16 protein-coding genes are annotated in these 18,698 nt (G+C 59.8%); 14 read left to right on the top strand and 2 right to left on the bottom strand.

Features of this window, described 5'->3' with window-relative positions; genetic code table 11:
* Positions 1–29: 29 nt before the first annotated feature.
* Positions 30–2,585 carry a ribonuclease R gene (gene rnr, locus QMY55_RS15800; RefSeq protein ID WP_283485127.1) on the top strand — a complete coding sequence of 852 codons (2,556 nt, stop codon included), beginning with the start codon at positions 30–32 and terminating at the stop codon, positions 2,583–2,585.
* Between the two features lie 173 nt (positions 2,586–2,758).
* Here the strand turns inward: rnr and QMY55_RS15795 are convergent, their stop codons facing one another.
* Together QMY55_RS15795 and QMY55_RS15790 are read right to left on the bottom strand one after the other, a co-directional pair.
* Positions 2,759–4,327 carry an NAD(P)H-hydrate dehydratase gene (locus QMY55_RS15795; protein WP_283485126.1) on the bottom strand — a complete coding sequence of 523 codons (1,569 nt, stop codon included), beginning with the start codon at positions 4,325–4,327 and terminating at the stop codon, positions 2,759–2,761.
* A gap of 236 nt (positions 4,328–4,563) precedes the next feature.
* Positions 4,564–5,955, bottom strand: coding sequence for an amidase (locus QMY55_RS15790; protein ID WP_283485125.1), 1,392 nt, complete (start codon positions 5,953–5,955; stop codon positions 4,564–4,566).
* Between the two features lie 225 nt (positions 5,956–6,180).
* Between QMY55_RS15790 and rpsB the strand changes: the two genes are divergently transcribed.
* The 13 genes from rpsB to lpxA all read left to right on the top strand — a co-directional run bounded on the left by rpsB (position 6,181) and on the right by lpxA (position 18,695).
* On the top strand, positions 6,181–6,933 hold the full coding sequence (gene rpsB / locus QMY55_RS15785) for a 30S ribosomal protein S2 (protein ID WP_283485124.1): 753 nt from the start codon (positions 6,181–6,183) through the stop codon (positions 6,931–6,933).
* A 108-nt stretch (positions 6,934–7,041) separates the two neighbouring features.
* Complete coding sequence (gene tsf, locus QMY55_RS15780) at positions 7,042–7,872, top strand: translation elongation factor Ts (protein WP_283485123.1); 831 nt, start codon at positions 7,042–7,044, stop codon at positions 7,870–7,872.
* A 96-nt stretch (positions 7,873–7,968) separates the two neighbouring features.
* Complete coding sequence (pyrH, locus tag QMY55_RS15775; protein WP_283485122.1) at positions 7,969–8,691, top strand: UMP kinase; 723 nt, start codon at positions 7,969–7,971, stop codon at positions 8,689–8,691.
* Between the two features lie 39 nt (positions 8,692–8,730).
* Positions 8,731–9,291 carry a ribosome recycling factor gene (frr, locus tag QMY55_RS15770; protein ID WP_283485121.1) on the top strand — a complete coding sequence of 187 codons (561 nt, stop codon included), beginning with the start codon at positions 8,731–8,733 and terminating at the stop codon, positions 9,289–9,291.
* A gap of 26 nt (positions 9,292–9,317) precedes the next feature.
* Positions 9,318–10,055: a polyprenyl diphosphate synthase gene (gene uppS / locus QMY55_RS15765; protein ID WP_283485120.1), complete on the top strand. Its 738-nt coding sequence runs from the start codon at positions 9,318–9,320 to the stop codon at positions 10,053–10,055.
* 14 nt (positions 10,056–10,069) lie between these two features.
* Positions 10,070–10,927: a phosphatidate cytidylyltransferase gene (locus QMY55_RS15760; RefSeq protein ID WP_283485119.1), complete on the top strand. Its 858-nt coding sequence runs from the start codon at positions 10,070–10,072 to the stop codon at positions 10,925–10,927.
* Complete coding sequence (ispC, locus tag QMY55_RS15755) at positions 10,924–12,102, top strand: 1-deoxy-D-xylulose-5-phosphate reductoisomerase (protein ID WP_283485118.1); 1,179 nt, start codon at positions 10,924–10,926, stop codon at positions 12,100–12,102. Before QMY55_RS15760 ends, ispC begins: the two co-directional genes overlap by 4 nt.
* A 94-nt stretch (positions 12,103–12,196) precedes the next feature.
* Positions 12,197–13,564: an RIP metalloprotease RseP gene (gene rseP, locus QMY55_RS15750; protein ID WP_283485117.1), complete on the top strand. Its 1,368-nt coding sequence runs from the start codon at positions 12,197–12,199 to the stop codon at positions 13,562–13,564.
* A gap of 44 nt (positions 13,565–13,608) precedes the next feature.
* Complete coding sequence (gene bamA, locus QMY55_RS15745; RefSeq protein ID WP_283485116.1) at positions 13,609–15,924, top strand: outer membrane protein assembly factor BamA; 2,316 nt, start codon at positions 13,609–13,611, stop codon at positions 15,922–15,924.
* Positions 15,924–16,430, top strand: a complete 507-nt coding sequence (locus tag QMY55_RS15740) for an OmpH family outer membrane protein (RefSeq protein WP_283485115.1) — start codon at positions 15,924–15,926, stop codon at positions 16,428–16,430. Before bamA ends, QMY55_RS15740 begins: the two co-directional genes overlap by 1 nt.
* A 19-nt stretch (positions 16,431–16,449) precedes the next feature.
* The gene (gene lpxD, locus QMY55_RS15735) at positions 16,450–17,451 is read left to right on the top strand and encodes a UDP-3-O-(3-hydroxymyristoyl)glucosamine N-acyltransferase (protein ID WP_283485114.1); all 1,002 of its coding nucleotides are present in this window, start codon (positions 16,450–16,452) and stop codon (positions 17,449–17,451) included.
* Positions 17,451–17,891 carry a 3-hydroxyacyl-ACP dehydratase FabZ gene (gene fabZ, locus QMY55_RS15730; protein WP_003053425.1) on the top strand — a complete coding sequence of 147 codons (441 nt, stop codon included), beginning with the start codon at positions 17,451–17,453 and terminating at the stop codon, positions 17,889–17,891. The genes lpxD and fabZ overlap by 1 nt, the downstream gene beginning before the upstream one ends.
* Positions 17,892–17,906: 15 nt before the next feature.
* Positions 17,907–18,695 carry an acyl-ACP--UDP-N-acetylglucosamine O-acyltransferase gene (lpxA, locus tag QMY55_RS15725; RefSeq protein ID WP_283488981.1) on the top strand — a complete coding sequence of 263 codons (789 nt, stop codon included), beginning with the start codon at positions 17,907–17,909 and terminating at the stop codon, positions 18,693–18,695.
* Positions 18,696–18,698 lie beyond the last annotated feature (3 nt).

Here is an 18,698-nt window from a genome sequence, read left to right as displayed (position 1 = left end):
AGGAAAGACATAGATTGTATATCAAAAAAATGAACCCTCGCGCTAAAGCTGCCGATATGAACGAAGAAATCTTGGGCACTGTGCAGGGCCACCGCGACGGACACGGTTTTGTCGTCCGTGACGATGGTGAGCGTGACATCTACCTTCCCCCCAATGAAATGCGAGCCGTGCTGCACAAGGACAGAGTCCAGGTACGCATTGCCCGGAACGACTACCGTGGCCGTCCTGAAGGGCGTGTGGTTGAAATTGTGGAGCGTCCGGATCAGCCCATCATTGGCCGCTTTCTGCAGGAAAGCGGTGTGTGGCTTGTTGCACCCGAAGACAAACGCTACGGTCAGGACGTCCTGATCCCATCGAACGCCACCGGCTCTGCCCAACCAGGGCAGGTGGTGGTGGTGAAGCTGACCGAAGCGCCGGCCCTGTTTGGTCAGCCGGTGGGGCGCATCACCGAAGTGCTGGGTGAGGTTGATGATCCGGGTATGGAGATCGAAATTGCGGTGCGCAAGTACGATGTGCCGCATATTTTCTCCGATGCTTGCCTGGAGCAAGCCAAGGCCTTGCCTGAGACGGTGCGCCCTGCCGACCGCAAGCAGCGCATTGACCTGACGGATATTCCGCTGGTCACGATTGACGGCGAAGATGCCCGTGACTTTGACGATGCCGTGTATTGCGAGCCCGCCAAGGTGGGGCGCGGCAAGGGCTGGCGTCTGTTGGTGGCGATTGCCGATGTGAGCCACTATGTGACGACCGGCAGTGCCATTGACGTGGATGCCTACGATCGCGCCACCAGCGTCTACTTTCCGCGCCGCGTGATTCCCATGCTGCCGGAAAAGCTCAGCAACGGCTTGTGTTCCCTTAACCCTGATGTGGACCGTCTGTGCATGGTCTGCGACATGCTGGTCACGGCCAAGGGTGAAGTGCAGGCCTATCAGTTCTACCCTGCGGTCATGCACAGCCATGCGCGCTTCACCTATACGGAAGTGGCGGCAATCCTGGCCAATACGCGCGGTCCGGAGGCGGCCAGGCGCAAGGAGCGCGTGCAGGATCTGCTGAATCTGCATGGTGTTTATCAGGCCTTGCTCAAGGCGCGCGAAGCGCGTGGCGCCGTTGACTTCGAGACCACGGAGACGCAGATCGTCTGCGACGACAATGGCCGCATCGAGAAGATCGTGCCGCGGACCCGCAACGAAGCGCACAAGCTGATTGAAGAGGCCATGCTGGCGGCCAACGTCTGCAGCGCCGACTTCATCGAGCAAAGCGGGCAGTTGGGCCTGTTTCGCGTGCACGACAAGCCTTCGCTGGAAAAGCAGGAGATCCTGCGCAACTATCTCAAGGCCATGGGCGTGGGCATGAGCATCAGCGAGAACCCTACGACCAGGGAGTTCCAGCAGATTGCGGCAGCCACCAAGGACAGGCCCGATGCGCAGCAGATCCACACCATGCTGCTGCGATCCATGATGCAGGCCTTCTACACACCTGAGAACACAGGCCATTTCGGCTTGGCGTTCGAGGCCTATACGCACTTCACCAGCCCCATCCGTCGTTATCCGGATTTGCTGGTGCATCGCGTCATCAAGGCGGAGCTGAGCGGTACGCACTACAAGCTGCCGAACCTGCCCACGCCCGGTGAGGCCCACGCCAAGATGGCCAAGCGCCTGGCTTCCCGCGTGGTCGAACCCGGCCAGAAGCCGCGCAAGCGCGCCGCGGGCAAGGAGTTTCAGGCCTGGGAGGCTGCGGGTCTGCACTGCAGTGCCAACGAGCGCCGCGCCGATGAGGCCAGCCGTGATGTGGAGGCCTGGCTCAAGTGCAAATACATGCGCGAGCACCTGGGGGAGGAGTTTGCGGGCGCTGTGTCCTCGGTCACGACCTTCGGCATCTTTGTGACGCTGGACGCTATGTATGTGGAAGGCCTGGTTCACATTACCGAGCTGGGTGGCGACTACTTCCGCTTTGACGAGGCGCGTCAGGAATTGCGCGGTGAGCGCTCCGGTGTGCGCTATGGCATTGGTACCCGGGTGCGGGTTCAGGTCAGCCGGGTGGATCTTGATGGTCGCCGCATTGACTTCCGTCTGGTGCGCGACGGTGAGGACGCCATCATGCAGTCTCCTCGCCGTGGTGCTGGCAAGGAAGAAGTGCGAGGCCGCCGTGAGCCGCGTGACCAACGCGATGATCGCGCAGGCGGTAGCTATGCCGAAAAATGGAGCCGTCGTGATGCCAAGGTCAACCGTGCGCAGCGCAACACTGCTGGTGCCGTTGTCGATGCGAATGGGGGCAAGCAAGGCCGCAAGGCTGCCAAGAAGGCCATGCTCAAAGGCGTGAATTTGGCGGCATTGGAGGCTGAATATGCTCAGGAAGGCATGGTAGCCAAGCCTGCCGCAGCCCCTGTTTTGGCGAGCAAGCCTGTGGCTGCCGCATCGCCACGCAAGGCGGCCGGCAAGAAGAAGGTGGCGGCCCTGCTGGGTGGTGATGCTCCTGCAGCCAAACCGGTCGTGCAGGCAGCGGTATCTGACAAGGCCAAGCCCGTCAAGCGTGCCAAGGCGTCTGCTGCGGCCACGAAAACTGCCAAGCGCAAGACCGAGCGTTAAACATTCGGCGCGCTATTGCCAAGGGCGCAAGGGGAAAAGGCCTTGTCCGCAGTGACAAGGCCTTTTTTATTGCCGCCGGGCCGCCCTAAGGCAATAAGCGGCCACCTTTGGGGGGCAGCGGTCAAACGAAGTGGGCAAGCGTGGGGGGTATGTCAAGTGGCTTGTGGCGTTGTTCAACCCAGGTGCATGGCCAGGACACTGGCGCTGAAAGGAATGTGGGCAGGCCATTCGTCGGCCAACTGCCCGTGACGGAAGGCTGCTTGAACGGCGGCCTGTTCTGCCGTGCAGCCAGTTGCCCAGATGGCGCCTGTCAGCCCGGCCAGCACATCCCCCGTGCCGCCACGCGCCAGCAGCGCATTGCCGCTGGAATTGATCCATGGAGTACTTGCGGGACTTGCAATCACGGTGCCGGATCCTTTGAGCAGGGCGGTGCATTGGAACTGCTGCGCCAGGGCCGACGCGGCGCGCAAACGGTCGGCTTGCACGCTTTGGGTATCGGTCTTAAGCAGCCGGGCAGCCTCCAGAGGGTGGGGTGTGAGTATGGCCGACTGCTGACGCGTGGCGCGGCTGCACAGCAGCTTGGCCAGGCTCGCGCTTTGGCTGATGGCATTGAGGGCATCGGCATCCAGCACCAGGCGAGGGGCTTGCTGCAGAACCGTGGGCAGCCAGGGCTCGATGGCCTGACCTCCGCCGCATCCGCAGACCACGGTTGCGCTATGCCAGTCTTGCGCTTGCGGCTGACGCAGCATGATTTCTGGCCAAGGGGAGATGGCCTGATCGGTTCGATGCTCTGCGTCCAGCAGCGCAAGCATCACGCGTCCCGCGCCAGCATGCAGTGCGGTCAGGGCGGCCAACCATGCGGCGCCTGTCATGGATAAACCTCGATGTCCAAGGCCCTCGCCGCCCAGGATCACCACATCGCCATAACTGCCTTTATGGCTGGAGTGTGGGCGAGCAGGCTGCGAGCCTGAAGTGGGGCGTGTACTCAATCTGGCGGCTGGAGCTGCTGCTGGGGTCTGTGCGTTCCAAGTGCTGTAGCCGAGGTCATCCCACCAGACTTGGCCGCAAGCATCGCGCCCTTGTGAGGTGAACAGGCCGGGATGCAATGTCAGCAGAGCCAAGGTGTGGCGCGGGCTGGGGTGGTGTTCTGGGACTGCTGTCGGTGCAAGTTCGGTCAGGTATTGCCCTGTGTCGGCGTTCAGCCCCGACGCGATATCCACACATAGCACGGGGCAGCTGCTGCGCTGCACTTGCTGCAATAGTTGAAGCAGCCTGCGCTGATCCGTATTGGGCTTGGTGGTGCTTTTGTCTTGAAGTCCGATGCCAAGCAGGGCATCAATGCACAAATCCTGCGCTCCCATGTATTCGGGGCATTGCTCCACCCATTGCACGCCTGCTGCCTGGGCGCGCAGCCATGAGGCTTTTGCGTCGGCCGGCAGGTGTTGCGGGGCGCGCACTTCACTGACCAGAACTTGCGATAAGGGGCGAAGGGCCTTGAGTTGTGCGGCGGCTTCAAAGCCGTCTCCGCCGTTGTTGCCCGGACCGCAGGCAATCCAGATGCGCTGTGCATGAGGCGCAATAGCCATGGCCAGACGCGCAACTGCCAGGCCTGCACGTTGCATCAGGGTGTGAGTCGGGAGTTGACGGGCGTAGTCCTGTTCGATCCGTCGGGTGGCGGCGGTGTCAAACAGCGGCCAGCCAGGGGCGCTGGTGGGTGTGGTGTCGGAGGCGATGCGCAGCATGCGACGAGCATAGCGCCAGCGGCAGTCATTGCTTATTCATAGAGTTGACTTTTGAGTGTCAACGGCCTGTTGGGGTGAGTGATGGATTTGCATGAAATAGGCTGCTAACCCTTTGCTGGTAAGCGCTGGCAGCTATCAATAATGGGTAAAGCTTGCGCAAACAAGGATGTCCCAAGGACTGCGGCCTTGAGGCCAAGCTCTTGCCCGGAGCCTGATCTGCGTAAGTCGTAACGAGATCAGGCGTTGGCTTGAAGCACGGCTTCAATGGCCGCGCTGATTTGCAGCACGGCATCGTCATGCAGCGCAGCGTGCCAGATCATCAGGCCCATGGGCAGCTCATTGGCCTGATGGCAGGGCAGGGAGAGTGCGCAGCCATCCAGCATATTGATGACGCTGGTATTGCGCAGCAGCAAGGCATTGACGCGCACAAATTCCGCATCGTGCTTGGCGTCGGCCTCCGGGCTCAGGCCATTGGCGGGTGCAACGGAGCTGATGGTGGGGGCGGTCAAGGGGGTGGTGGGGGAGAGCAGCGCATCAAACGAAGCCATGGCAGCTTCCATCCTGGCAATCCAGCGCTTGCGCGCAGCGATCAGATCCAGATAGTCGGCTGCGCTCATGTTGGCGCCGCGCTCGATGCGCGAGCGCACGCGTGGGTCATAGAGTGCGGCCTGGGCAGGGTCCTGCAGATAGGGACGGTGCCAGGCATAGCTCTCTGTGGGGGAGAAGCCGCCGATGATGTTGACGGCGTCCAGCTCCTCAAGTTCGGGCAGGTCTATCCATTCGATGGATGCTCCCGCAGCCTGCAGCTGGGCGACGCTGCGCTCAAACGCGACTTTGACAGCGGGCTCGATCTGCTCGAAGAAGATCTGACGTGGTACGGCCAGACGCCATTGATTCAGAGGACGATCGATCCTGGTGACCTGGCGGTCGGCGAGGATTTCATGGAGCAGCACGGCATCGCGCACGCTGCGCGTGATGGCGCAGGCAGTGTCCAGAGTGGGGGACAAGGGGATGGTGCCGTCGGTGGGGACCAGGCGAGCCGTGCTTTTGAAGCCAACCAGTCCGTTGAGGGCGGCCGGAATGCGGATGGAGCCGCCGGTGTCCGAGCCCAGGGCAGCCCAGGCTGCGCCGCTGGCGACCGAGACTGCAGCCCCTGAAGATGAGCCGCCAGGAATGCGGGCAGGGCGTGTCGGCGCAAGCTGCGGGTTGGCGGGGTGGCGTGCATCCAGTGCTGCAGGCGTGCCAAAGTGCGGATTCACCCCCACGCCTGAAAACGCAAACTCCACCATATGTGTACGGCCGATGAGGGCAGCGCCTGCATTCTGCAGGCGGGCAACAGCGGTCGCCGTGCTTTCTGCCAGAGGAGCGTTCCGAAGCACCTTGGAGCTGGCGGCGCTGCGCGAACCTTGCATATCAAACAGGTCCTTGATGGAAACGGCCAGGCCTGCCAGAGGTTGGGTGCGCGGAGTTTCTGCGGCGGCCCAGCGGGCGCTGTCGAAAAAAGTCTGGCTGAAAACATGTGCGCACAGAGGGCTTTGTGCGGCGGCAATGCTCAATTCCATGAGGCTGGATGCGCTTTCGCGGCCCTCGCGAATCTCAAGAGCTGCGTGACTGAGGTCGTATTGCATGGCGATGTGCTAAAATTTTGCGGCTTTGCTAAGGGTTGGCCCGTAAGGGGCATATCGAGAAGCACTGTAAGTGGTGGATGCGGCACGCTTTTGTGATGCTGCGGCGCTCTTTCAGGCAAGCAAGGCAAATAGCAAACCGGCCTATTCAAGGTGTTGCTGGCAATGCTCCGAGCATTACAGCAATCGTTGGGCCGGATTTTAGACCTAACCTTAGAGGTAATTAACATGGCAGTAACAATGCGCGAGATGCTGGAAGCTGGCGTCCACTTCGGTCACCAAACTCGCTTCTGGAACCCCAAGATGGCTCCGTTCATCTTCGGTCACCGCAACAAGATTCACATCATCAACCTGGAAAAGTCCCTGCCGATGTTCCAGGAAGCCCAGAAGTTCGCCAAGCAGCTGACTGCTAACGGCGGCACTGTGCTGATGGTGGGTACCAAGCGTCAAGCCCGTGAACTGGTGGCTGAGCAAGCTCAGCGCGCTGGCGTGCCTTACGTTGACCAGCGCTGGCTGGGCGGCATGCTGACCAACTTCAAGACCGTCAAGACCTCCATCAAGCGTCTGAAGGACATGAAGGCTCAGCAAGAAGCCGGTCTGGAATCCATGTCCAAGAAGGAACAGCTGATGTTCGTTCGCGAACTGGAAAAGCTGGAAAAGGACATCGGCGGTATCCAGGACATGAACGGCCTGCCCGACGCTATCTTCGTGATCGACGTGGGCTTCCACAAGATCGCTATCGCTGAAGCCAAGAAGCTGGGCATTCCCCTGATCGGCGTGGTTGACACCAACCACAACCCCGAAGGCATCGACTACGTGATTCCTGGTAACGACGACTCCGCCAAGGCTGTGCAGCTGTACGCCCAAGGCATTGCCGACGCCATCCTGGAAGGCCGTGAAGCCCGTCTGAACGACGTGGTCAAGGCTGCCGCTGGTGAAGACGGCGACGAGTTCGTGGAAGTGGAAGCATCCGCCGCCTAAGCGAAGTCCGGCTGCGCGACCGCATCGCGAGAAAAAGCGGGGCTCTGAGAAGCCCCGTTTTTTTAGCCGAAATCCTGTAACGAATCGAACTGATACTGGAGAAATACGATGGCAATTACTGCAAGCATGGTGGCCGAACTGCGTGCCAAGACCGACGCTCCCATGATGGAGTGCAAGAAGGCTCTGACCGAAGCTGACGGCGATATGGCCAAGGCGGAAGAGCTGCTGCGCGTCAAGCTGGGCACTAAGGCTGGCAAGGCCGCTTCCCGCGTGACCGCTGAAGGCGTTGTGGCTGCTTTCATCGAAGGCGACAAGGGTGGCCTGATCGAAGTCAACAGCGAAACCGACTTCGTGTCCAAGAACGACAGCTTCCTGGCCATGGCCAATGCCGCTGCCAAGCTGGTGGCTCTGCACAACCCCGCCGACATCGACGCCCTGGGCGCTCTGGCTTACGAGCAAGACGGCTACGGCCCCACCCTGGAAGACGTGCGCAAGGGTCTGATCGGCAAGATCGGCGAAAACATGTCCTTCCGCCGCTTCAAGGCTTTCAACGGCGCCGGCCTGGCTGCCTACGTGCACGGCACCCGCATTGGTGTGGTCGTTGAATTCGACGGCGAAGCTGCTGCTGCCAAGGATGTGGCAATGCACGTGGCTGCCATGAAGCCCGTGGCCGTGACTTCCGCTGACGTGCCTGCCGACATCGTCGCCAAGATGGTTGAAGGCTCGGTGCAGAAGTATCTGAAGGAAGTTTCCCTGGCTGACCAGGTCTTCGTGAAGGCTGCTGACGGCAAGCAAACCGTGGCTCAGATGCTCAAGGCTGCCAACACTACCGTGAAGGGCTTCACGATGTATGTCGTGGGCGAAGGCATCGAGAAGAAGACTGACGACTTCGCTGCCGAAGTGGCTGCCCAAGTGGCTGCAGCCAAGGCTGGTGCTTAAACCTAAGCCTTAGCAACAATCGCGGCCTGGTGCCGCGATTGATTTATCTCCCCTCCCATTTTTCATTCTCACCTTAACTTCTCTCGGAGAAACACCATGTCCAACGCCATTCCTGCCCATAAGCGCATTTTGCTCAAGCTGTCGGGTGAGGCGTTAATGGGGGATGACCAGTTCGGCATCAACCGCGCAACCATCGAGCGCATGGTGGCCGAGATCGTGGAAGTGACCAAGGTGGGTGTGCAGGTCGCGGTGGTGATCGGCGGCGGCAACATCTTCCGCGGCGTGGCAGGGGGCTCCGTGGGCATGGATCGTGCCACGGCCGACTATATGGGCATGCTGGCCACGGTGATGAACGCGCTGGCCCTGGCTGACGCCATGGACAAGCAGGGACTGACGGCCCGTGTGATGTCGGCCATCGGTATCGAGCAGGTGGTTGAGCCCTATGTGCGCCCCAAGGCGCTGCAGTATCTGGAAGAGGGCAAGGTCGTGGTGTTTGCCGCAGGTACCGGCAACCCCTTCTTCACCACCGACACTGCGGCTGCGCTGCGCGGTGCCGAAATCGGTGCCGAAGTGGTTCTGAAGGCCACGAAGGTCGATGGCGTCTACACCGCCGATCCGGTCAAGGATCCTTCCGCCACCCGTTATGACAAGCTGACTTTTGACGAAGCCATCTCGCGCAATCTGGGCATCATGGATGCCACGGCTTTCGCGCTGTGCCGCGACCAGAAGCTGCCGATCCGTGTGTTCTCCATCGTCAAGCCCGGCGCACTCAAGAGCGTGGTCATGGGTGATGACGAAGGCACTCTGGTGTACGCTTGAGCGTTTGCTGCGGCCTATTGCCTGTGAAGGAATAAGAACATGACGATCGCTGAAATCAAGAAAAATACCGAAACCAAGATGGGTCAATCCATCGAGGCTCTGAAGAACAACCTGTCCCGCGTGCGTACCGGCCGTGCCAACCCGGCCCTGCTGGATGCGATCCATGTGGAGTACTACGGCTCCATGGTGCCGCTGTCCCAGGTGGCTAACGTGTCCCTGCTGGATGCCCGCACCATCAGCGTGCAGCCCTGGGAAAAGAACATGGCAGCCAAGGTGGAAAAGGCCATCCGCGAAAGTGATCTGGGCCTGAACCCCGCATCCATGGGGGACCTGATCCGCGTTCCCATGCCTCCCATGAGCGAAGAGCGCCGCAAGGAAATGACCAAGCTGGCGCGCAACGAAGGCGAAAACTCCAAGATCGCCATCCGCAATCTGCGCCGCGATGCCAACGAAGGCGTGAAGAAGCTGGTCAAGGACAAGGAGGCTTCCGAGGACGATCAGAAGCGTTCCGAAGCCGAGATACAGAAGATCACGGACAAGCATATTGCCGAGATCGACGTGCTGGTGGCTGCCAAAGAGCAGGACATCCTGGCGGTCTAAGGCATCAAGCCAAAGGACTTGCACTTTTGACAAGCTCAAAGAACGGCGCGGTCCCGCGCCATATCGCCATCATCATGGATGGCAATGGGCGCTGGGCCAAGCGCCGCTTGCTTCCACGCCTTGCCGGTCACAAGCAGGGCGTGGAGTCTCTGCGCCGCTGCGCGCGTGCCTGCGTGGAGCAGGGCGTGCAGGTGCTGACGGTGTTCGCCTTTTCCTCGGAGAACTGGAATCGCCCGCAGGAAGAAGTCTCGGGCCTGATGAGCCTGCTGGCGACAGCACTGGCCAAGGAAGTCAAGCAACTGAGTGCCGATGGCGTGCGGTTGTACTTCGTCGGTGATCGCCAGGGGCTGAGCGAGAAGGTTCGCGCAGGCCTGGCCGAGGCAGAACGCATCACGGCGCACAACACGCGCCTGATTCTCAATGTCTGTTTCAACTACGGAGGCCGCTGGGACATCGCCCAGGCCGCGCAGAAGGTGGTGGAGCAAGGCCTGGAGCTGACGCCGGAAAACCTCGACAAGGCCATGGCGCTGGCACATGTGCCTGATCCGGATCTGATGATTCGCACCGGTGGTGAAACGCGCATCAGCAACTTTTTGCTCTGGCAAGCCGCTTACACGGAGCTGTTCTTCAGCGATAGCCTCTGGCCCGACTTCGACGAAGCAGCGCTGGACGAAGCCATCTCGGTGTTCAGTGGCCGGGAGCGTCGCTTTGGCCAGACTTCGGAACAAATTCAACAGCCGTCGGATGCGACTTTGACGGCCTAACCACAAGAGGTGCCATGCTCAAGCAGCGCGTCATTACCGCCTTGATATTGCTGGCCATTTTGCTGCCGGCCTTGTTTTATCCCGCCAGCACGGTGCCGTTTGCGGTATTGATGCTGATCTTTATGGCCGCCGGTGCCTGGGAGTGGGGGCGACTCAACGGTTTTGGGCAGGCTGGAGCACTGGGGCTGGGCGCGCTTTGCACCGCACTTTGTGCTGGCTCATGGTGGGCGGGCTGGCTGCAGCAATCTCTGACCACGGTCTGGATTGTGGCTGGCTGCTGCTGGGTGCTGGGCGGTGTATTGCTGCTGCGCGCTGGTGTGGTGGGATGGCCGCATATCCCTGCAGCAGTACGCCTGATTGGCGGCGTGCTGGCTCTGTGGCTGGCCTGGATGGCCGTGGTTCAGGCCCGCAACATCGGCATCAATTTCCTGTTGTCGGTGCTGGTGCTGGTCTGGGTGGCCGACATTTTTGCCTATTTCGCGGGCCGAACCTTCGGCCTCAAATTCACCAGGAACAAACTGGCGCCCTCCATCAGCCCCGGCAAGAGCTGGGAAGGTGTCTGGGGCGGAATGGCCGGTGTGGTGGTGCTGGCGCTGGTCTGGAGTTGGGCGGATCGTCACTATGGCTCCAGCGTTTCAAGTTTCTATACGGTGCTGCAGTCGCACGGAACATGGTTCCTGCTGCTGGCTGCAGTGTTTATGGCTGCGATGAGTGTGGTGGGCGACCTGGTCGAATCCCTCATCAAACGCAGCGTTGGTGTCAAGGACAGCAGCGGCTTGCTGCCCGGCCATGGTGGTGTCCTGGATCGCATTGATGCTCTTCTGCCCACACTGCCGCTGGCAATGATGCTCTCATCCTTTGTGCATCCATGAAGCAGAAAATCACGGTTCTGGGTTCTACCGGTTCCATAGGAACCAATACCCTGGATGTGGTGGCTCGCCACCCCGATCAATATGAAATCTTTGCGCTGAGCGCAGCCACGCAAGTGGACTTGATGCTCGGCCAATGCGCCCAGTTCAAGCCGCAGTTTGCCGTGATGGCCAGTGCGCCCCATGCTCAGCAGCTGGCGGAGAAGCTGAAGCAAAATAGGCTTCAAACGCAAGTCCTTCAAGCGCAAGATGCTCTTGAAATAATAGCTTCCCATCCCGATGTAGATGCCGTCATGGGCGCCATCGTGGGGGCAGCTGGTCTGGCTCCATGTCTTGCGGCTGCCAAGGCGGGCAAGCGTCTGCTGCTGGCCAACAAGGAGGCTCTGGTAGTGGGCGGCGCTTTGTTCATGGATGCGGTCAAGCGTCATGGTGCGACCCTGCTGCCTATCGATAGCGAACACTCGGCCATCTTCCAGTGCCTGCCCGAAGACAGCTGCACCTGGGCAGACCGTGTGGACTCCCTGCTGCTGACGGCTTCAGGCGGCCCTTTCCGCCAGCGTGATCCGGCTACCTTGTCCGAGATCACGCCGGAGCAGGCCTGTGCGCACCCCAATTTCTCCATGGGCCGCAAGATTTCGGTGGATTCGGCCACCATGATGAACAAGGCGCTGGAGGTGATCGAAGCGCGCTGGCTGTTCGACATGGCGCCCGAGAAGATCAAGGTCGTCATTCATCCGCAGCAGATCGTGCATTCCATGGTGCAGTTCAAGGATTCGTCGGTGCTGGCGCAACTGGGGACGCCTGATATGCGTGTGCCCATTGCCTGCGGCCTGGCCTGGCCCGAGCGCATTGCCAGTGGCGCACCGCTGCTGGACTTTGCTCAATTGGCTGCGCTGACCTTTGAAGAGGCTGACGCCAAGCGCTTTCCGGGTCTGCATCTGTCCTGGCAGGCGCTGCGTGCGCCCGAAGGGACGACCACGGTGCTTAACGCCGCCAACGAAGTTGCCGTTGCGGCCTTTCTTGAGCGCCGCCTGTCGTTTGATCGTATTCATGCGGTGAACCTGCAGACGCTGGAGTCCGTGCAGCCCGGCAATGTATCCAGTCTTGAAGACCTGATGGCTCTGGATGCACGTGCGCGGGAGCAGGCGGCATCGGTCGCGCGACAATGGGCACTGTGATCGCGGGATAGCGTTCACTGATGTCGTCGGCGAGTCGTAACGGGATCTGCTGCGGCCCGCATTCCTTTGGCTGATTGGAAAAAAGGAGTATCAGGTGTTGCTGACAGTTGTGTCTTTCATCGTTGCGCTCGGCATTCTGATTGCTGTGCATGAGTGGGGGCACTATCGGGTGGCCGTGGCTTGTGGCGTCAAGGTGCTGCGTTACTCCATCGGCTTTGGCAGGCCTCTGCTGCGCTGGACCAGCAAGAAGTCCGGTACCGAATACGTGATTGCAGCCCTGCCCCTGGGAGGCTATGTGCGCATGCTCGACGAGCGTGAAGCCGAGGTCAGCCCCGAGGAAAGGCATCTGGCCTTCAACAACCAGCCCTTGCGTGCACGCACCGCCATTGTGGCTGCAGGACCGATTGCCAACCTGGTGCTGGCGGTTGCTTTGCTGACCGCAGTGAACTGGATGGGGCAGAGCGAACCTGCGGCGCGGCTGGCCGCACCTCCCGCAGGTTCGATCCTGCAGACGGCTGGCGTGCAAAGTGGTGACTGGGTTCGGCGTATTGCCAAGGGTGGGCAGGACTGGGAGACGGTCACTTCCCTGAGCAATTTGCGCTGGGCCATCACCACGGCGGCCATTGAAGGTGAATCTGTTGAGCTGGAAGTCGCGGCAGATGGAAATGCTGCACCTCGCGTGCTCAAGCTGGATCTGGGCAGCCTGGCGCAGAAAGAGCCCGATGCGGCCTTCATGAAGCAGCTCGGTCTGGTCGGTGCCTGGACTTCGCCCGTAGTCGATGATGTGGTGAAGGGCGGGCCCGCAGATCAGGCGGGCGTGCGCAAGGGTGACTGGGTACAAAGCCTCAATGGCAAGCCTGCTTCCGATGGTCTGCAGCTGCTGGACATGATTCGCCAGCTTGGTGCAGCTGGGGCCGAGCCTCAGATCTGGGTGGTTCAGCGCAATGGTCGAACGCTGCAGCTGCAAGTCAGGCCCGAGCGGGTCGATGGCAAGAATGGTCAGCCATCAACGGCTCGCGTGAATGCCTATATTGGCGGGCAACCTGCCATGGTGGAAGTACGGTTGGGGCCTTGGGACGGCCTGGCGGCAGGGGTGAAGAAAACCTGGGAACTGTCCTCGATGACGCTGCGCATGATGGGGCGCATGCTGATTGGTCAGGCTTCATTGAAAAATATCAGCGGCCCTCTGACGATCGCCGATTACGCAGGCAAATCCGCCAGCATGGGCTTGGTACAGTATTTATCGTTTCTTGCGCTTATCAGCATCAGTCTGGGCGTACTCAACCTGCTACCATTGCCCGTTCTTGATGGTGGGCACCTGATGTATTATCTTTGGGAAGGCGTGACGGGGCGGAATGTCTCTGATGTCTGGGCGCAGAGGTTGCAGCGCGCTGGCGTGGCTGTAATCCTACTGATGATGTCAGTCGCCTTTTTCAACGATATCAATCGGCTCTGGGGCTAATTTTCTACCGCTTTCGGTAAGCCGCGCTGGCGGCAATTCCACACATGAAAAAACATTTCAATCGCTTTGGCAAGCGCACTGCTACTGCCTTGGCTGCTATGGTTTTGGCTGCGCAGGCCGCGTGGGCGCTGGAGCCTTTTAAAGTTCAGGACATCCGTGTCGAAGGACTGCAGCGTGTGGAGCCGGGTACCGTCTTTGCATCCATGCCTGTTCGTGTGGGCGACGAGTACAACGATGAAAAGGGTGCTGCAGCCATCCGTTCGCTGTTTGCTCTGGGTCTGTTCAAGGATGTGCGCCTGGAAGCCAATGGCAATGTGCTGGTCGTGGTCGTGGAAGAGCGCCCGACCATCGCCGAGGTGAGCTTTGCCGGTACCAAGGAATTCGACAAGGACACCTTGACCAAGGCCATGCGCGATGTGGGGCTGGCCGAAGGCCGTCCTTTCGACAAGGCTTTGGCGGATCGCGCCGAGCAGGAGCTCAAGCGTCAGTACATCAACCGCAGTCTGTATGGCGCGGAAGTGGTGACCACGGTGACGCCTATAGAGCGCAACCGCGTGAACCTGACCTTCACGGTCTCCGAGGGAGAGCCTGCCAAGATTAATGAAATCCACATTGTGGGCAACAAGGCCTTCAAGGAGTCCACGCTCACGGATTTGTTCGACCAGGACACCGGCAACTGGATGAGCTGGTACACCAAGTCGGACCGCTACGCGCGCAACAAGCTCAATGCGGACCTGGAAGCCCTGCGCTCCTACTATCTGCAGCGCGGCTATCTGGAGTTCCGTGTCGACTCCACGCAGGTGGCCATCTCTCCGGACAAGCAGAACATCGGTTTGACCGTGAATATCCACGAGGGTAATCAGTACGTGGTGTCCGGTGTGAAGATGGAAGGCAACTTCCTGGACCGCGATGACGAGTTCAAGTCGCTGATCAAGATCAAGCCCGGCGAGCCCTATAACGCCGATCAGGTTTCCGACACCATCAAGGCTTTTACGGACTATTACAGCAACTTCGGCTTTGCCTTTGCCAAGGTCGAAGCCGTGCCTGAAATCGACCGTGCGAATAACCGGGTGCAGGTCGTCCTGCAGGCCCAGCCTTCGCGCCGTGCCTATATTCGTCGCATCAATGTGAGCGGCAATAACAAGACACGCGATGAAGTGATCCGTCGTGAATTCCGCCAGTTCGAAGCCTCCTGGTACGACGGTCAGAAGATCAAACTCTCGCGCGACCGCGTGGACCGTCTGGGCTTCTTTACCCAGGTGGAAATCGAAACCCAGGAAGTGCCTGGCTCTCCGGATCAGGTGGACCTGCTGATTAACGTGGTGGAAAAGCCCACTGGCTCGATTCAGCTGGGTGCCGGCTTCTCCAGTGCGGAAAAGGTTTCGCTGTCCTTCGGCATCAAGCAGGAAAACGTCTTCGGCTCCGGCAATTATCTGGGCCTGGATGTCAACACCAGCAAGTACAACCGCACTCTGGTGGTGTCCACCACCAATCCGTACTTCACGGATACGGGCATCTCGCGTACCTACGACGTCTATTACCGTACCACCCGTCCTTACTATGACGACGGCGCCTACAAGATCGTCACCAAGGGTGCGAGCGTGCGCTTTGGTGTGCCGTTCAGCGAAGTGGACACGATCTTCTTTGGCGCCGGCGTCGAAGGCAACGAGATCAAGCCCGGCACCTATATGCCCGGCGTCTACAGCGAATATTGCGGTGGCACGGCCACTTCCAATACAGGCTGCTCGAAGACCGGCATTCCTCTGACTCTGGGCTGGTCCCGTGATAATCGCGATAGCGCCCTGGCTCCCAATGCCGGCCGTTATCAGCGTGTGAATCTGGAAGCATCTTTCCTCAGCGATATGCGCTACTGGAAGGCCAATTACCAGATTCAGCAATATATTCCCCTGAACAAGAAGTACACCATTGCGCTGAATGGCGAACTGGGTTGGGGCAAGGGTATTGGTGGCAACCCATATCCTATTTTCAAGAACTTCTATTCTGGCGGTTTGGGATCGGTGCGCGGCTTTGAACAGGGCTCGCTGGGTCGTCACGACAGCGTCAATACCAATCTGGCTCTGGGCGGTACGCGCAAGCTGACCCTGAACGGCGAATTCATGATCCCGTTCCCTGGTGCCGGAAATGACAGAACCCTGCGTCTGTTCACCTTTGTTGACGTGGGTAATGTATGGGCGGAAGGTGAAAGCATGGAGCTGAACTCCCTGCGAGCCTCCACGGGTATCGGTATCAGCTGGATTTCGCCGTTAGGTCCGCTGCGTTTGGCTTATGCTCAGCCAATTCGCAAGGAAACCGGCGATAGAATCCAGAAACTGCAATTCCAAATCGGAACATCTTTCTAATGAAATCTCTCTCTAGCCATCTTTCTTTGGCTGTGCTGCTTGGCGCCATGGCCGTCTCTGCGCATGCACAGGAATTCAAGGCGGGCTTTGTCAACACGGATCGCATCTTCCGTGAGGCTTCTGCCGCCAAGGCTGCCCAAGCCAAGCTTGAGCAGGAGTTTTCTAAGCGTGAAAAAGATTTGGTCGATCAAGGCAATGCTTTGAAGACTGCTTCGGACAAGTTCGAACGTGAAGCGCCCACCATGGCCGAAAGCCAGCGTGCTTCGCGCCAGCGTCAACTGGTGGATCAGGATCGTGAATTCCAGCGCAAGCGTCGCGAATTCCAGGAAGACCTGAACGCTCGCAAGAACGAAGAGCTGGCTGCGGTTCTGGATCGCGCCAACAAGGTCGTCAAGCAAGTGGCCGAGTCTGAGAAGTACGACGTGATCCTGCAAGAAGCTGTGTATATCAACCCCAAGTTCGATATCACAGACAAGGTGATCAAGAACCTGAACGGCTCCAAGTAAGCCCAAGGGTTGCATTAACGTGAGCGCTCTATTGGGACAGATTCTCGATGCGCTCGGTGGAGAGCTGGTTGGAGGCGAACGCGAAATGTCCATTTCGCGTATCGCTCCGCTGGATTCCGCGAGCCACGGAGATCTGAGCTTTTTAAGCAATCCTCGTTATCGCCAGCAACTGGCCGCCTCACAGGCGGCCTGTGTCATTGTGGCGCCGGCGATGCGTGATGAAGCCGCGCAGCGCGGTGCCTGCATTGTCACGGCCGATCCCTATGCCTATTTTGCGCGTGCCACACAGTGGTGGAAGGCGAACCAGCAGGGCCAGAAGCCTAGCGGAGTCCACCCCAGTGCCGTGGTCGATGCGTCGGCGACCGTGCATGCTTCGGCCTATATCGGACCGCAGTGCGTGGTGGATGCTGGCGCCGTGATTGGCGCAGACACCGTGCTCAAGTCGCGCGTCACCGTCGGCCAGGGCTGTGTGGTGGGCGAGCGCTGCATCGTGCATCCCGGTGTGGTCATCGGTGCGGACGGTTTTGGTTTTGCGCCATCGGCAGGTCGCTGGGAAAAGATCGAGCAGCTGGGGGCGGTGCGCATAGGCAACGATGTGGAAATTGGCGCCAACACCTGTATTGATCGTGGGGCACTCGACGACACCATCATTGAAGATGGCGTCAAGATCGATAATCTGGTGCAGATCGCTCACAACGTGCACATCGGTGCACATACAGTGATTGCCGGCAATACCGGTATTGCCGGCAGTGCGCGCATCGGACGGCATTGCCAGATCGGCGGTGCGGCCAATATTCTGGGGCATCTGACGATTGCGGATGGCACGGTGATCTCGCCGACATCCATGGTCACGCGCTCCCTGCCCAAAGCGGGCTTTTACACAGGCATCTTTCCGTTGCAAGAGAACGAGCAATGGGAAAAGAACGCTGCAACCTTCAGGCAGCTGTATGCGCTCCGCGAGCGTGTCAAAAAGCTTGAACAAGCGCTGGCTCGGAACCAGCAAAGCAACAACGGAAATTGATGATGGATATCCAAGAAATTCTCAAGCAACTGCCTCACCGTTACCCCTTTCTTCTGGTGGATCGGGTGCTGGAGCTTGAGCGCAACACGCGCATCAAGGCGATCAAGAACGTGACTTTCAACGAGCCGTTCTTCACCGGTCACTTCCCCGGTCGCCCTGTCATGCCCGGTGTGCTGATTCTGGAAGCTCTGGCCCAGGCCGCAGGCCTGCTGGCCTTTGATGCCATGGGGCAGGTTCCGGACGAAAACAATATCTACTATTTCGTGGGCATTGATTCCGCGCGCTTCAAGCGCCCCGTGGTGCCTGGAGACCAGCTGGCCCTGGAAATCACCATCGACCGCGTGCGTGGCGGCATCTGGAAGTTCAACGCCGTGGCCAGCGTCGACGGCGAAGTGGCCGCAGAAGCACAGCTGATGTGCACCATGCGTCACGTGGGATAAGTGCTGATGACGGCTGTGAGTCTTATTCACCCCACCGCAGTGGTCGACCCTGCGGCGGAGCTTGATTCATCGGTATCGGTGGGGCCTTATGCCGTCATCGGGCCCAAGGTGCGCATTGCCGCCAACACCACGGTTGGCGCGCACTGCGTGATCGAGGGCCATACCACCATCGGTTGTGACAACCAGATCTTCCAGTTTGCGTCGCTGGGTGCCCAGCCTCAGGACAAGAAATATGCGGGTGAGCCCACGCGTCTGGTGATCGGTGACCGCAATACGGTGCGCGAGTTCTGCACCTTCAATACCGGCACCGTGCAGGACCGTGGTGAGACCCGCATTGGCAATGACAACTGGATCATGGCCTATGTGCATATTGCCCATGACTGCATGGTCGGCAACAACACCATCCTGGCCAATAACGCCACGCTGGCCGGTCATGTACATGTGGACGACTGGGCGATTCTGGGCGGCCTCACGGGCGTGCACCAGTTCACACATATCGGTGCCCATGTGATGGCGGGTTTTGCCAGCCATATCTCGCAGGATGTGCCGCCCTTCATGATGGTGGACGGCAACCCGTTGGCCGTGCGCGGCTTCAATGTCGAGGGCCTGCGCCGCCGCGGCTTCACGCCGGAGCGCCTGGCGGCCGTCAAGCAGATGCACAAGCTGCTCTACCGCCAGAGCCTGACGCTGGAAGCTGCCAAGCAGGCCATCGAAGGCCTCAAGGCCGAGATGCCCGAAGCCGTGCAGGATGTGGATCATATGCTGGGCTTTCTGGCAGCATCCACTCGCGGCATTGCGCGCTGATAG

Source organism: Comamonas resistens (genome assembly GCF_030064165.1).
Lineage (GTDB): Bacteria > Pseudomonadota > Gammaproteobacteria > Burkholderiales > Burkholderiaceae_C > Comamonas > Comamonas resistens.
Note: the sequence above shows the minus strand (reverse complement) of the source record. Positions and strands in the feature narration are given on the sequence as shown.